A 15,713-nucleotide genomic window follows, 5' to 3' on the forward strand; every position below is an offset into this window, starting at 1 on the left:
ACAAAACTAGAAAAGTGTGATGTATTTTACTTTTTTGTTTTTCTGCGTGAATATGCGCCAAAATAAATATTGCTTATAAAAATAACGCTAACATGGAAAAACACATGAAAAATTATTTAGTTCTAGGATTTACACTCCTACTACTCACAGGTTGTATTACCGTACCTAAAAATAAACCTGAAACAAGAACCTTGAAGCTAAAAGGTGTGAATACCGTTGAAAACAGCAAAGTGATCCAACGAACCATTACTCGGGGTCAGTTACTATGTGAAGCTGGGCAAAAATGTCCTGAACTTGCAATTGATTGGCAAAAAAACAAAGGTGAGTATGCACTTTCACTGCATTCTTATGATCAACAGCAGCTTGATATGAGTGAAATATCTTTTGTGATTGACGGCAAAGTATTGTCTTATCCTGCAATAGGTCAAACAAATTATCGTCGCTTAGATAATTCAAATGTGATTGATTCTTCTAATACCGTGATGATCCCAGATACTGTGCTTAAACAATTTTGTGACGCAAAAGATATTGCGGTGATTATGAATACCAACCAAGGTGAAATCGCACACTATATGCTAAAAAACCAAAAATCATCAGATGCCTACCGACTATTTTTACGTGCTTACTCTTAAGCCCAAATAGTCTAAAATCAAAATCCCAAAAGTTAGTGTATGTTTTTTGGGGATTTTTTATTCATCTCGCTTTATAAATTGATCAAATGCATCACATGGTCTTTATTTTATTCGTTTAATTAATTGTTTAATTGTCAGTTCACAAATCGGTTGACCTACCTCTAGATGAAGAGGATAGGCTTGATTTTCATCTGTAAGCTTATAGCCACGTCGTTGATAATATTTTATTAATTCTAAACGCCGATCAATCACATACATCACAAATTCTTCAACATTGGGTTCAATCAACATCGCTTGCTGTTCTGCAAATTGCAATAATTTTTTTCCTAAGCCCTGAGCTTGCTCATTTGGATGAATTGCAAAATGACCAATTTCACAGCTCATCCCCTGCATTTGAATACCAATACACCCCTTGATCTGCGCATGTACCGACTCAATCACATATAGATGAAAATCCTTTTTTTGTAAGAGTTGACTGAGTTGAGATACATTTATTCGATTTCCTCGAACAATATGATGTTCCGTGGTCCAACTCTTGGGATGATTTTCCCGATAGGCTGTATTCATTAAGCTTTCAAGCTGCTGAATATCACCAAGTAAAGCATGTCTTATATTCATATTTTTTTGCTATTTATTTTCATAGGCCTAGTTTACCGAAATAAAAAAACCAGACAATTGTCTGGTTTTTTTATGCAATTTTCTCATCAGTGTGACTTGCTAAAGCTATTCACCAACCGCGTTCGGAACAAAGCAGCGCTTTGTTATTTATCCACTGTGACTCGCTAACGCTACTCACCAACCGCGTTCGGAACAAAGCAACGCTTTGTTATTTATCTACTGTGACTCGCTAACGCTACTCACCAACCGCGTTCGGAACAAAGCAGCGCTTTGTTTCCTCACTTGGGTTCAATTGGGGCAAATGGTGCGACTACATCCGCATTTTGTGCGCGGTTACGCATGAAGTGATCCATAAGCACAATTGCCAACATCGCCTCTGCAATTGGTGTCGCACGAACACCGACACAAGGATCATGGCGACCTTTGGTCAACACATCTGTGTCTTCACGATTAATCGTGATGGTTTTACCCGGCGTAGTAATGGAAGCTGTTGGTTTCAAGGCGATCGCAACACGAATATCCTGACCACTCGAAATACCGCCCAAAATGCCGCCTGCATGGTTTGCCAAGAAACCATCCGTAGTTAACTCATCACGGGTTTCATGACCAAACTGCTCGGCAACACCAAAGCCATCACCAATTTCCACACCTTTTACGGCATTGATGGACATCATGGCATGTGCAATATCTGCATCTAAACGATCAAATACAGGCTCGCCCCAACCTACTGGCACTTGCGTCGCAATAATTTCCAGTTTTGCGCCACAGCTCGTTCCTTGTGCACGAAGTGAAGTTACGAGAGCTTCGAAACGTGGGACAGCATCTGCATCACCACAGAAAAATGGGTTATTCGGAACTTCATTCCAGTCCAATTTCTCTGCTTTTTCGGTACCAATTTGCGTTACATGACCACGAATTTCGATGCCGAATTTCTCAAACAAGAATTTTTTAGCAATCGCACCCGCAGCAACACGCATCGCAGTTTCACGAGCACTCGAACGGCCACCACCACGATAATCACGGAAACCATACTTATGTGTATACGTATAGTCTGCATGACCCGGACGGAAGGTTTGCGCAATGTTGCCATAATCTTTTGATTTTTGATCTGTGTTACGGATCAAAAGACCAATCGATGTGCCGGTTGTTTTGCCTTCAAATACGCCTGAAATAATTTCAACTTCATCGGGTTCTTTACGCTGAGTCGCAAACTTAGATGTGCCCGGCTTACGACGATCCAGATCCTTTTGCAAATCGGCTTCAGTCAGTTCAATACCCGGTGGAACCCCATCCACAATGGCCATCAAACCAACGCCATGAGATTCACCACAAGTCGTTACACGGAAGAGCTGCCCTATACTATTACCTGCCATGTCAAACGACTCCTTATGCTTGAACAGATTGAATAAATAAATCTCGGTATTCGCGGCATTGAGCAGCAGTCAATGCAAAGATACCTGTACCGCCTTTTTGGAACTGTAACCAGTAAAAATCAACGGTATTGAAGTTTTGACGCATTGCCCATTCTGAGTTACCCACTTCGATCACAATTAAGCCATCTTCAGTCAGGTAATCTGCAGCTTGTGCCAACATTTTACGGACAAGATCCAAACCATCTTGACCCGCAGCAAGCGCCATTTCAGGTTCATGGTGGAATTCTTCTGGTAAATCTGCCATGTCTTCAGCATCCACATATGGTGGATTCGACACGATCAAATCATATTGATTTTCTGCTGGAATTTTGGCGAATAAATCAGACTCAAGTAAAGCCACTTGATATTGTTTATTGTGGTGTTCACAGTTAATTTGCGCCACTTCAAGTGCATCTTTAGATAAATCTGTTGCATCAACTTCAGCGTCTGGGAATGCATATGCTAAAGCAATCGCGATACAACCCGAACCCGTACACATATCTAAAATGCGCTGAGGAGTTTTTGGATTGGCATTTTCAGGTAGATTATTAACTGCAGAACCCATCTCGCCATTTTCACCTAAGCAATATGGCGCAAAACGGTTTTCAATTAACTCTGCAATTGGAGAACGTGGAATTAGTACACGTTCATCGACATAAAATGGCTTACCAAAGAAATACGACAAGTTAAGTAAATAAGACGTCGGAACTTTTTCATTAATACGACGTTCTAACAATGCTAAAAATTCTGCAACTTCACTTGGCAATAATTTCGCATCTAAGATTTCCGCATCTGCATTCCAATCTAGAGATAACGTTTGTAAAACCAATGCTGAGCTTTCAGCAAAATAGTCTTCTGTACCTTGTCCTAAGTGGGCATCATATTGACGTAAAGCTGTTACCCCAAAGCGGATATAATCACGAATTGTTGATAGGTTTTCAGCTGCTTCCTGTAAATGTTCAGGGCTAATAGTCGGTCGATCCACTTAAGGCGTCTCCAGTTCATAATTTTTTAAACGCCCTATGATACCTTGTTTTGATGCTATTTATAATAAAAATACGGCATTATTCACCGCTTGAAAGCATTTCATAACCGTATATATGAGGTCTGATACATTCGCTGAAATGAAATGTGTACTTTATGCCTTTCAGCATTCTATAAAATCTAATTAGATGAAAATTACGAATAAAAACCAATTCAAGCTCAATTGTTTAGCAATTTGTACTTGATCCTAAGCTTTATTTTCTTAAAATCATCCCCATACAAACAGTTAAATTTTAAATGCGGAGCTCCAATGAGCTATAAGCACAATAACCTCATGGCTATGCGTCAAAGCTATTGGGAAGACACTCAGTCTTTAAACGTGCAAACTGAAAAGGCATTTTTTCAGCAACTGCTGATCGAACATCAAGTTTTCCCTGATGCGAGTCTAGAAAACGCACGTACCCTATTTTTTAGCTTACCGAGCATTATTATTGTCAAAGGTTATGCTGCCGGATTTAAAGACGAATCTGTCCAACATCTTATTCATCAACATATTGAAGAACATAAAGCCGCATTGATGCAAAACGATACGGTAAAAATCAAATATCGTTTATAGTTTTCTTTCCAATGTACCTGTCTACGCGGCATCTTGCTTAAGTTTGCAAGTGCTTACTGCATATTCAGTAAGTTGAACTATTTTAATACGTTAAGAAACGTTAAAATTAGCTACAATGTATTTTTCTGCGAATTGCTGATTAAAGGATTTAATTTACATGTCAGATCAGAACGATAAGCTCAAACACTTGAAAACGTCTTCTATGGATCGACGCTTATCTATCGCAAAGGCATCGCTACTTGCGGGAACTCGTTGGGCAGCATCAAACGCTACTTCTATTTTTTCGAGTGAAGAAGAAAAAGAGAAAAAGCGTAAAAAAGCCATGAAAGATCAGGCTGAATATCTCGTCGCAGAAATTGGTAAATTAAAAGGTTCGATTGTAAAAATTGGCCAAATGATGGCGTTGTATGGTGAACATTTTCTGCCTGAAGAAATCACCCAAGCCCTCAACACCTTGAACAATCAAACAGTTGCATTGGCATGGCCAGCCATTAAAGTCCAATTACAAAATCAACTTGGCTCAAAACTTGATGATCTCGTGATTGATCATGAGCCACTTGGTACAGCTTCTTTGGCACAAGTTCACCGTGCAAAACGTAAATCTGATGGTTTAGAACTGGTTTTAAAAATCCAGTATCCGGGTGTGGCAGATGCAATCGATTCGGATATGAATCTATTCAAAAACATGCTCAAACTGACACGAATGGTTCCTCAAACCCGTGAATTTGATCAGTGGTTTGATGAAGTTCGTGAAATGATGCATCGTGAAGTAAATTATAAAATCGAAGCAGATACCACTCGCCGTTTTGCTGCACGCTTAAAAGAAGACCCGCGCTATATCGTGCCGCAAATCATTGATGGTTATTCAACACCTCAAGTGCTGTGTATGACTTTTGAACGTGGTGTACCGATTAACAGCCCAGTAATGCTGTCACTTCCTCAAGAGCGTCGCAATGCCTTAGGTGAAGCATCACTTGAGATTGCCGTACGTGAAATTTTTGAATGGGGTGAAATGCAAACCGACCCTAACTTCGGAAACTATTTGGTTCGTTTGGGCAATGGTGCGGATGTACCAGATAAAATCGTACTCCTCGACTTTGGTGCGATCCGTCAGTTCGATGAGCATCTATTAGGCGTTGCACGTAATTTGATTACCGCGGGTTATCACCATAGCTCTGAGCAAATGGTCAAAGCGATGACAGGTTATGAGTTCTTTGATGGTATTCCACAAAGTATTAAACCTGATATGGCTAAAGTCTTTCTGTTAGCGACAGAGGCATTTAGTAACACTGAAAATAACCCAGAAATCCCTGCTGGCGTTATGGACGAACAACAACGCTATGACTGGAAAAAAAGCCAATTACATAGCCGTGTGATGCAACAAGCGTCAAAATCGATGGCATCTCGTTACTTCTCTGTTCCACCTAAAGAGTTTATGTTTATTAGCCGTAAATTTATCGGTGCATATACCTTTATGACCGTCATTGAAGCAAAAACCAATGTTCGTCGTATGATTCAAAAATATCAATAATGATGCTATGCACACCTTAAGACTTGGCTGACCCAAATGTCAGCCAAGTCAATTTTAAAATAACAATACTTTTAAGCCTTTTTACTTTTCTATTCTTTATTAATCATTTAGCTATCAAAAATCACTTAAGCGCGCCGTTTATCTTTGACAATCATGCATGTCATTTATGACATGGTTTTTCTATCTTTGGCATGTCAGCATTAAATAAGAACAACGCAAATGGAAAACAACAATGACCAATATGGTAAACAAGGCACAAGGATTTGGACTCTCACTTTTAACTAAAATTGCCGGAAGTGATGTACTCGATCAGTTTAAACTGCGCAAATTTGTTGAAAAATCTTTGTATCAGAGCTCAAAAGCTGGTTTTAAAACCTTGAGCCAAACGCAAAAAGTATTTCAGACCAACAAAGATGTGCATAAGCAACGTTTGCCTAATCAACAAAAATCATTATTTGATTTAAACCTGACTGAAGAACAACAAATGACTGCTGATGCGATGCAGCAGTTTGCCACAGAAGTCTTGTATCCACTTGCTCATCAAGCCGATCAAGAGGAAAGATTTCCTGAAGCGTTATGGCAACATATCCAAGATCTAGGTCTAAATTATTATGCCTTACCTGAAGATTTGGGTGGCGTCGCGGCAGAAAAAAATATCATTAGCAATATCTTAATTGCTGAACAATTGGCTGAAGGTGACTTTAGTTTAACAGCAGGTTTACTGTCGACATTTAGCTGTATCAATGCCATCACCCAATGGGGTTCAGAATCTGTTCAAGCAACCTACTTAGCGGCATTTGCAGATGATTCAGCCCTACGTGCAAGCTTTGCGGTTCAAGAGGCAACAGCGGCATTTAATCCCTATCAACTTAAAACTCACGCGATTGCTGATGGCCAGCAGTATAAAATCAGTGGGGAGAAAACCTTAGTCCTTTTAGGTGAACAGGCAGATGTGCTCTTGGTGAGTGCCATGCTCAATGGGCAGCCTGAAGTTTTTATTGTGCAACGTGACCAGAGCATTAGCGCAAAAAAAACACCTGCTATGGGTTTGAAAGCCACTGAAACGGTAACGTTAAAATTTGATCAGACCCCTGCCCAACGCTTAGGCGATCAAGATTTCAACTACACATCATTTATCGATCTTGGCAATTTAATGTGGTGTGCCATGGCTGTTGGTACCGCAACTGCAGTCAAGAAATATTGCATTCAATATGCAAACGAACGTACAGCTTTTGGGGAGCCAATTTCGCACCGTCAAAGTGTGGCATTTATGATTGCAGATATGGCAATCGAAATTGATGCCATGCATATGCTCATCCTCAATGCAGCAAGTCTAGCCGAAGCTGGCAAGCCCTTTCATCGTGAAGCCTATTTAGCCCGCGTATTATGTGCTGAAAAGTCGATGAAAATTGGGACCGATGGCGTGCAAATATTAGGTGGTCACGGCTTTACCAAAGAACATCCCGTAGAACGTTGGTATAGAGACTTACGTGCCACAGCGATTCTTCAATCTGGCTTACATGCTTAATTCAGCAAAATAAAAACAAGGAAATGTCCATGAACTTACAAAATCCGAAAAAATTTAAATTGCTGATCGACCAAGCCCATGAAGTCGCTTTAAATGTTCTACGTCCTATTTCACGTAAATATGACAAAGCCGAACATGCCTATCCTAAAGAATTAGACATGTTGTCTTCCCTCGTCGACGGTATGAATGATGGCGGTGATGGCATGAATGCAGGTGCTGCCGTCAATAAACGTGGCGACACAGACACGGGAAATAAAAACGGTGTCAATATGTCGACTGCACTCAGTATCATCGAGATGTGCTATGGAGATACAGGCCTGTTGCTCAGTATGCCTCGCCAAGGGCTTGGCAACTCAGCTATTGCAGCAGTAGCTAATGATGAACAACTAGAACGCTTAAAAGGAACTTGGGCCGCTATGGCCATTACAGAACCCAATTGCGGCTCTGATTCAGCAGCAATTCGGACAACAGCGACGAAAGATGGCGATGAATACATCCTCAATGGTGAAAAAATCTTCGTCACCTCGGGCGAACGTGCTGATTCAGTAGTTGTTTGGGCAACACTAGATAAAAAATTAGGTCGAGCAGCGATTAAATCCTTTGTTGTTGAAAAAGGTACACCAGGAATGACTGTAGAACGCCTAGAACATAAATTGGGTATTAAAGCTTCTGATACTGCTGCCATTAGTTTTGTAGATTGTCGTGTCCCTGCTGCAAACTTATTAGGCAATGCTGAAATTGATGTAGCAAAGGGTTTTGCTGGGGTTATGGAAACTTTTGATAATACTCGCCCACTCGTTGCTGCGATGGCTATAGGCTGTGCAAAGGCATCTTTAGAGCGAATTAAAGAAATCTTTAAAGATGAATTAGACGAACAGTATTCAACACCCATCTTACAAAGTTCGAATATTGCTGCACAAATCTACCGTATGGAAGCAGACTGGGAAGCAGCACGTCTCCTCATGCTCAAAGCCGCATGGATGGCCGACAACAAAAAACCTAACTCACGTGAAGCATCCATCGCTAAAGCAAAAGCAGGCCGTGTAGGTAATGAAATCACATTAAAATGTGTAGAGCTCGCAGCTGCAGTTGGTTATAACGAAGATGAATTATTGGAAAAATGGGCACGTGATTCAAAAATCCTTGATATATTTGAAGGAACACAGCAAATTCAACAATTAATCGTTGCACGACGTGAACTGGGTAAAAGTTCAAGCGAATTAAAATAATTACTTTGCTTGAGCAATTTGAAACTTAAAGATGGATTTTTATATAGGATCAGTCTATAAACAATCCATCTTTTTGTTTTTCGATGATTATGTTTCAGATCCGACCACTTCAACTTGAAGACAATGCAAGCATTGCCAATGTCATTCGCACAGTTTCCAAAGAATTTGGATTAGCACCTGAATCAGGATTTGCCGTTGCAGATCCAATTTTAGATGATTTATATCACGTCTATGCGCAAACAAATGCACAATATTGGGTTATTGAAAATCAACACGGTACAATTTTAGGTGGTGGCGGCCTTTCTCCTTTAGCTGGAGATTCAAGCATTTTAGAAATCCAAAAAATGTATTTTATGCCTGAATTACGTGGTCATGGCTTAGCCAAAGATATTTTAGAACTTTGTTTTCAATTCGCCAAAGATCATAATTTTAAAGCGTGTTATTTAGAAACTACACATACACTTGGACAAGCGGTAAAACTCTATGAAAAAGTAGGATTTCAACACTTACAAGCTCCCAAGGGCAATACAGGTCATAGCCAAGCATGTGAAATTTGGATGCTTAAAACGCTTTAATAAACTTAGATTTAATTAATTTCGCTGAAAAGGTTTTAGAGCTTTTTCAAATAGAGATATTTAATGAGTGGATATTCAAGTTTTTTATAATTAAAGATCTCCGCTTTTGAATAACCCACAATCTTAAGTAAGTAAGAATGTAAAGAGAGAAATACTAACTCAATTAACACGATCTGCTTTTCTCTCTTCACTTAGACAATCATGTAATTTGAGTACATTTCCATCAATTTTTACAATTACACTGTATAGAGCAACTTAAGAAAATATTGACCTCTGAGTCTCCAGTTCATACTATCACTTTAGAAATTACACTTAGCCATGATTATTTTAAAGTGAATATAAATGCAGAATGTACTGAATAAAACTCGCCTTTCAACTCGTCTTTCGTCGCTCCTAAGCGCTCACAGCTTAAAGTTTTCAACTGTTATTATATCTGTAACCCTGATTTCTGGATGTTCATCACTCGGTGGTGGCTCTGTAGAAAAACGTGCTGTTAAACTTTCATCAGGGATCCAAAAGGCCTATTCAGTCAATCCTGAAACTGCAAATCGAGTGTCACCCTACATTGTGCAAACTGCTGATCAATACAACTTAGATCCTTTACTACTGGCTGCTGTTATTCGCCAAGAATCAACTTTCCGCCCTTATGTCAGTTCACCTGCAGGTGCAGTCGGTTTAACTCAGGTGATGCCACGTTATTGGCAAGCAACATGCCCTGGGGATTTATATGACGAATTCACCAATATTAATTGTGGGTCATTTATTTTAACTAAATATAAAAATGCCGCTGGCAGCATGCCAAAAGCTTTAGCCTACTATAATGTCGGACCTACCGCTTATAACACCAATCGAAAAATGAAAAAACAAGGCAAACGTTATGCAAAACAAGTGAAACAACATCGAAATAATTTAAAAAGTGCATTATAAGAAGTAAAGTTCAATCCTATTACCCCATGATTGAACTTTTAACATATATCACAAATACTTGAATTTAATAGACTTAAATCACAAATATAGATTATAGAATAATATTATATGATGTATTTTAATGAGCAATAAACAAACAAACAGCATGTATTTTTAATATTTATTTCATCTTATATAATCGTTTTTGTATATTAAATTAATGAAATAATACATTAAATCTATTAATAAAAAAACCCTTACAAAACAATAACCTTAATAGAATTTCATATACAACAATTCTATAAAAAGTTTAAATATTCTACACAATCCTACAACTATTAGCAGCCAAGAATCGTTTAAAGACCATTTTTACTTTATTTATTATTAACAATAATCAACCAGCTGATTTTTTTAGCATTGTTTATTCATTATTTTTAGCTAATATCATATAGGTCAGTAAAACTATATTACTGATTAACATATAATTTATTGGGGTTAATAATGGCCAAATTATCTTTAAACGCTTTAACAGACATTGACGGTTTTATTGCTGTAGCTTTGGTTGACAGCGAAAGTGGCCTTGCTATGGCGACACAAGGCAATAACGACATCGATTTAGAATTAGCTGCTGCTGGTAATACTGAAGTTGTCCGCTCAAAGCGTAAAGTTGCCAAAGCGTTGAATTTAAATGACTCTATTGAAGACATTCTAATTACTCTGGGTAAACAATATCACTTAATCCGCCCACTCGACTCAAATGAAGCATTATTTCTTTACCTCGTCTTAGACCGTAGTAAATCAAACCTTGCTATGGCTCGCCATGAACTTAAACATTTCGAAAAAGAATTAGATTTTTCTTAATTTAAAGTTGGGTTATTTCACAAGAAATAACCCAGTTTTTCTGGACCATTTCGTGAATAGCACATTATATATTTCTGTCTTTGGCTTAAATCTAAATGTTATCAATGACATCAAATCTATTATTTCAAATAAGCTATCTGAAACTTTTACTATTCATTGGACAAACATTGCAGATTCAAAACTCCAAGTCCTATTAATCAATGAAGACTTTATCGACCTGCCGAATATAAATAAAATAAAGCACGAAGATTTAATCATACTTAAACTTAAAAAAAATGAATTGAACGCAAATCAAATCGAACACGATACCCTGTTTTTACCCCTAACAAATACCAATCAATTTGAGCATTGGTTAGAGCATTCAGTTGCGTTAAGGTTCCGAGACATTAATCCTGTAAATGTGTCCAATCCTATTGTTGTTCAAGACATAAAACCTAAATTAAATGCACTCCAGATCTCACAGGCTTTTAAAGATTTAAATAAACATCAACGTCAACTATTGCTTTTAGATCAAAAACCAATCGCACTCATTGATAACTTAAGCAATGAGTTTTGGATAGAACAAAATATACAAATCACACAAAATTCTGAAATCACACTCATTTCAGCAGATACAAATACAGTTGTCACTTTTAAATATGGGTTGGAATCAATAAATTTACAGCATGGATTATGGCAATTTGTTTGGGATTACGTAGATGATACTCCCCCCAATTACACAAGCCACTATAAACTTTTGCATTGGCCACAGCCTATACATTGTGCTGAGCGACAATCACTATTGAAAATATCCGCTTTTTTTATGGAAGGTAGTTCTACTCAATATATTGCTGAACAAATACATTTAAGCCAAAACTTTATTAATCGTTATTTATTTGCATGCCACATAGCTCAAATCATAGAAGAGATACCGGCCATGGCAAGTGTATATCATAGCCAAAAAACAGCTCAAGAATTTTCAAATCCACTGCAGAGTTTTTTCCGTAGTCTTCGAAAAAAATTAGGAATCTAAAATTTCATTATGATTTTACAGCAATACAAGATCGTATTTGCCGGAACGATGGGTGCCGGAAAAACCACTGCTATTCAAAGTATTTCTGATATTCCTGTACTGAGTACAGAAGCGCTTAATACTGATCAAAATGCGCATCAAAAAATGTTGACTACTGTTGGAATCGATTACGGTGAACTTACTCTCGCCGATGGTACTAAACTTGGTTTATATGGTACACCTGGCCAAGAAAGATTTAACTTTATATGGAATACCATTTGTAACGGCGCGATTGGTACAATTATTTTGATTGATCATACACATGACCATCCAATTCAGCAGCTGAATGATTATTTAAATTATTTTTCTGAAAATAATGAAAACATCATCATCGCGATTACACATTTAGACAGTACGCAGTATAAATCCACCAAACTTTATAAAGAATGGCAGGATTCACAACAGATACATCACCCCATTTTTTATATCGATGCTAGAAATAAAAAAGACATTCTTTTTATTCTAGAAGCACTTATTGCAAAAGCCGAAGTTCAACTTTCAATCTAATGAAGATATTATGAATACAGCAATTCGTACAACACGTTCAGCACCACTACAGCTTATTGAACAGGCACATAAACTCATGAAGGAGTTAATTTCTGATGTGTCCGGTGTTGAATATACGATGTTATGTTCAACAGATGGTTTTGAATTAAAATCTATAGAAAAGAAAAATATTGAAAATTCTGGAAAACTTGCAGCTGTAAGCAGTTCGATCTTAGCAATGGTTCAAGCTTTTACTAATGAAATTAATTTAGTCGGCTGTCAAACCATTACATTAGATGCAGAAAATGGTAAAGCATTACTCACAGCTATCTCTCATCCTCTACACCCCATGATATTAGTTGTCTTAACATCAAAAAATGTATTATTAGGGCAATTATTATATTCCTTAAAAAGAGTGAGTAATGAACTAAGCGAATATCAACTGTCAAATACATTCGCCTAGTCCGATTCAATTTATTTCATCGAGTCACGCATTTTATCTTCATCAAAATATTGTGCAAATGATGCAATACGTTTTTCAACAACTGGATTTTTCATCAGGTTCTCAGCTGCACGATTCCCCAATAGTTCAAATGCTTTACCCAAAGCATTTGTTCCTTCATTTTCTGTAACAGCCTTGATTTCAGCATTACAACGTTTAGTAAATAAATCTTGAAATAAATTTGCCATATTTTTATCAATCTTTTGCATCTCAGCGGACGTTACTTTACTATATTTAGAAATTTCTGGATGTGCTGAAAATGCCAAATAAATCCAAGCCGTTAAGTTCTGACTCTCTTCTGCTGAAATTTTATTTACCAAACATTCACTTAGTTTATCCTGATACACACCGGCTGTAGTATTGAAAGAAACAAATGCAAATAAAACTATAGTTAATAATTTTTTTAAAAACATCTTAAATACCCTATATATTATTAAAGTGTATATCACACTCAAAATCTGCCACCCATTTCACTTTAAAATCTACCACTTTTAAAGAGTGGTAGTTGTATCTAGCATTACAGTTTTCCTCATTGAGTCACCATCTATTTCCAGTGTATAAGAGTTATGGATAATTCGATCTAGAATTGCATCAGCAATGGTAGGATCTTGGAATTTTGTGTGCCATAAATCATATGAGAATTGACTTGTAATAAGTAAGCTGCCGCATATTGAATAATTATCAATAAATTCTAGTAAAAGACTTTCTATTTTTGGAGGAATATTACTAAGACCAAAATCATCAATTATAAGTAAATCATATCTAATCAATTTTTTAATAAAAAGCTTTTCATTTGATTGATCTATAGCTTGTTCTAATGCTTCAAAAAACTCAGATGCTCTATAAAAAATAGTCTTATAACCTTTTTTACATGCTTCAGTTGCGAAAGCACATGCAAGCCATGTTTTTCCTACCCCAGTTGGACCTTGTATGCTCATGTTCTTATGTAAATTAATCCAAGTGCACTCTGAAAATCTATTAACAAATTGCTTTGATAAGCCACGACGTTCTATATCAAACTTAATTTCATCAATACAAGCATGAGGATATCTTAGATACGCATTTCGTATTAGTCGTTCAGTGAGCTTTCGTGCCCGAGTTAACAACTCGGTTTTACAAGCATCAATCATAGCTTCTTCAAAATTGATTTCACCTGAATAAACAGCATCAATATTAGAATCTAATGATTGAGTAAAACCATGCAATTTCAACTGTGCAAGTAATGTTGATAAATGAGGATTTAACATTTATTTATCCCCTTTATAATAACTGGAACCACGCAGATTTTTATGTTCTTTTACAACATCTTGTTGATCAAACTCCAAATATGATCTTGATTCAATAATGGACTTTAATCTAGCCAAATTTTCTATTTTTAATTTATAGGCATAACATAAGGCCTGTTCAAGTCGATCAATGAATTGTTTACTATTAACCCAACTTCTGAAATCAAATAAATAATTTAAGTTGTTGTATAAATTTGAGTTTTTACAAATAATCATATTACAGTAATTGAACGTGTTAGTGCCAATTGATTGGGACCAATTTAAAATACTTTCCTTCGATAGATAATCTGTAGTTCTATGATTCTCCGTTTTATGTTCATAAAATGTAGAGATTTTTCCTTCGCCTTGAAGAAGCGTATGTTGAGCGATTAGTTTTTTATCTTGATAGATATATAGCTGATTATCTAAAATTTTTAGCTCAACTTTTTCTCTAATATACTGATGAGGAACAGAGTAAGAATTGTTCAAATATTTCACATGATAATCAGAAGGTACTATTGTTTTCGAATATTCATTCAATACTTTGTATTTGATTAAAGGTAAGGGTCTAAGTAATTTTTTTTCATGCTCAAGAAATATAGCCATCCGACCCTGCGAAAAAGTTTTAGTTTTTTTATGATTATAACAATCCACCATATATTCAAGTCTTTCATTCAAAGCCTTTATACTTGTAAATTTTTCATGACGTATTCTCATTAAAATCTGCTTTTGTACAATATTCACGGCATTTTCACTGACTGCTTTATCTCTTGGTTTCCGTGGTCGAGCTGGCAGAACATTAATTTTATGAAATTCTAAAAATTCTTGAAAATATGGATTAACTTCAACGATTCGATTTCTATGTTTGGTAATTAATGCTTTAGCATTGTCACAAACAATAGTTTGAGGAATACCATCAATTTTATCAAACATTTGAGAGCATCCTCGAATCCAATCTTCGGTTTTTTGTGATTCCGTGGCATAAGCAAAAATTAAACTAGAAAAAGGTAAAGCCCCAACAAAAATATTGGCATTTATTACATCACCATTAAATAAGTCAATATCTACAAGATCCCCACTGTAATCAATTTGTACTATTTCACCCGGATAATATTCTTGCTTCATTGGAATGTCTTTTTGTTTTTGTGCTTGTTTTATTAGTTCACAAAACCGTGTGTATCCAACACCATTTCCATGAGTTTTCAATCTATATTCTTCCCAAAGAATAGCCTTTGTAAGTCCTTTATACGTAGCTAACTCACTACATATCGCTTCGCAGTCAGGTTGTGACTTTTTGATACGTTTTATTGAGCGATTAATTTTTAATTTTTGTTCTAATTCTGAATTGTTTAGTTTAGTAAAATCTTCATAAGTTAATTCTGTCAAAATTAGTAAGGACTTGATTTTTGATACTGTTTCACGAGAGATTTCTACAATTTTAGCTATTTCTCGATTGCTTTTATGACTAAATATATAGCTAATTACTAGCCTAATTTTTTCAATAGATGTGTTCATAA

The 15,713-nt window shown here is 36.6% G+C and carries 17 protein-coding genes; 11 read left to right on the forward strand and 6 right to left on the reverse strand.

Going from position 1 to position 15,713, the window contains the following annotated elements:
- The first annotated feature begins 104 nt into the window (after positions 1-104).
- Positions 105-632 (forward strand): hypothetical protein, encoded by a 528-nt coding sequence (locus FTT99_RS05030; RefSeq protein ID WP_180131935.1) that lies wholly within the window; start codon positions 105-107, stop codon positions 630-632.
- Between the two features lie 102 nt (positions 633-734).
- On the opposite strand, the gene FTT99_RS05035 is transcribed toward FTT99_RS05030, so the two are convergent.
- From FTT99_RS05035 to prmB, 3 genes are all read right to left on the reverse strand, one after another.
- A complete protein-coding gene (locus tag FTT99_RS05035; RefSeq protein WP_180131934.1) occupies positions 735-1,250 on the reverse strand; it encodes an N-acetyltransferase in 516 nt (171 codons plus the stop codon).
- 278 nt (positions 1,251-1,528) lie between these two features.
- Complete coding sequence (gene aroC / locus FTT99_RS05040) at positions 1,529-2,623, reverse strand: chorismate synthase (RefSeq protein ID WP_078193870.1); 1,095 nt, start codon at positions 2,621-2,623, stop codon at positions 1,529-1,531.
- A gap of 13 nt (positions 2,624-2,636) precedes the next feature.
- A complete protein-coding gene (prmB, locus tag FTT99_RS05045) occupies positions 2,637-3,647 on the reverse strand; it encodes a 50S ribosomal protein L3 N(5)-glutamine methyltransferase (protein ID WP_180085082.1) in 1,011 nt (336 codons plus the stop codon).
- A 309-nt stretch (positions 3,648-3,956) separates the two neighbouring features.
- Between prmB and FTT99_RS05050 the strand changes: the two genes are divergently transcribed.
- The 10 genes from FTT99_RS05050 to FTT99_RS05095 all read left to right on the forward strand — a co-directional run bounded on the left by FTT99_RS05050 (position 3,957) and on the right by FTT99_RS05095 (position 12,892).
- A complete protein-coding gene (locus FTT99_RS05050; RefSeq protein ID WP_078191029.1) occupies positions 3,957-4,262 on the forward strand; it encodes a hypothetical protein in 306 nt (101 codons plus the stop codon).
- A 157-nt stretch (positions 4,263-4,419) separates the two neighbouring features.
- The gene (locus tag FTT99_RS05055; protein ID WP_180131932.1) at positions 4,420-5,793 is read left to right on the forward strand and encodes an AarF/ABC1/UbiB kinase family protein; all 1,374 of its coding nucleotides are present in this window, start codon (positions 4,420-4,422) and stop codon (positions 5,791-5,793) included.
- Positions 5,794-6,034: 241 nt separating this feature from the next.
- Entirely contained in the window at positions 6,035-7,321 is a 1,287-nt protein-coding gene (locus tag FTT99_RS05060; RefSeq protein WP_171263801.1) for an acyl-CoA dehydrogenase family protein, read from the forward strand.
- A 29-nt stretch (positions 7,322-7,350) separates the two neighbouring features.
- A complete protein-coding gene (locus FTT99_RS05065; protein WP_180005578.1) occupies positions 7,351-8,550 on the forward strand; it encodes an acyl-CoA dehydrogenase family protein in 1,200 nt (399 codons plus the stop codon).
- An 89-nt stretch (positions 8,551-8,639) separates the two neighbouring features.
- Positions 8,640-9,125: a GNAT family N-acetyltransferase gene (locus FTT99_RS05070; protein ID WP_180131963.1), complete on the forward strand. Its 486-nt coding sequence runs from the start codon at positions 8,640-8,642 to the stop codon at positions 9,123-9,125.
- Between the two features lie 342 nt (positions 9,126-9,467).
- The gene (locus FTT99_RS05075; protein WP_180131931.1) at positions 9,468-10,052 is read left to right on the forward strand and encodes a lytic transglycosylase domain-containing protein; all 585 of its coding nucleotides are present in this window, start codon (positions 9,468-9,470) and stop codon (positions 10,050-10,052) included.
- A gap of 480 nt (positions 10,053-10,532) precedes the next feature.
- The gene (locus FTT99_RS05080) at positions 10,533-10,892 is read left to right on the forward strand and encodes a roadblock/LC7 domain-containing protein (RefSeq protein ID WP_180132176.1); all 360 of its coding nucleotides are present in this window, start codon (positions 10,533-10,535) and stop codon (positions 10,890-10,892) included.
- A 52-nt stretch (positions 10,893-10,944) separates the two neighbouring features.
- Positions 10,945-11,904, forward strand: coding sequence for a hypothetical protein (locus tag FTT99_RS05085; protein ID WP_180132177.1), 960 nt, complete (start codon positions 10,945-10,947; stop codon positions 11,902-11,904).
- Between the two features lie 9 nt (positions 11,905-11,913).
- Positions 11,914-12,450: an ATP/GTP-binding protein gene (locus tag FTT99_RS05090; RefSeq protein WP_078193879.1), complete on the forward strand. Its 537-nt coding sequence runs from the start codon at positions 11,914-11,916 to the stop codon at positions 12,448-12,450.
- Between the two features lie 10 nt (positions 12,451-12,460).
- Complete coding sequence (locus tag FTT99_RS05095) at positions 12,461-12,892, forward strand: roadblock/LC7 domain-containing protein (RefSeq protein ID WP_180132178.1); 432 nt, start codon at positions 12,461-12,463, stop codon at positions 12,890-12,892.
- 11 nt (positions 12,893-12,903) lie between these two features.
- Here the strand turns inward: FTT99_RS05095 and FTT99_RS05100 are convergent, their stop codons facing one another.
- From FTT99_RS05100 to istA, 3 genes are all read right to left on the reverse strand, one after another.
- The gene (locus FTT99_RS05100; protein ID WP_180132179.1) at positions 12,904-13,344 is read right to left on the reverse strand and encodes a hypothetical protein; all 441 of its coding nucleotides are present in this window, start codon (positions 13,342-13,344) and stop codon (positions 12,904-12,906) included.
- A gap of 78 nt (positions 13,345-13,422) precedes the next feature.
- On the reverse strand, positions 13,423-14,178 hold the full coding sequence (istB, locus tag FTT99_RS05105; protein WP_180072157.1) for an IS21-like element helper ATPase IstB: 756 nt from the start codon (positions 14,176-14,178) through the stop codon (positions 13,423-13,425).
- A complete protein-coding gene (gene istA / locus FTT99_RS05110) occupies positions 14,179-15,711 on the reverse strand; it encodes an IS21 family transposase (protein WP_180072155.1) in 1,533 nt (510 codons plus the stop codon).
- Between the last annotated feature and the right edge of the window lie 2 nt (positions 15,712-15,713).

Source organism: Acinetobacter sp. YH12040 (assembly GCF_013420005.1).
GTDB classification, from domain to species: Bacteria; Pseudomonadota; Gammaproteobacteria; order Pseudomonadales; family Moraxellaceae; genus Acinetobacter; species Acinetobacter amyesii.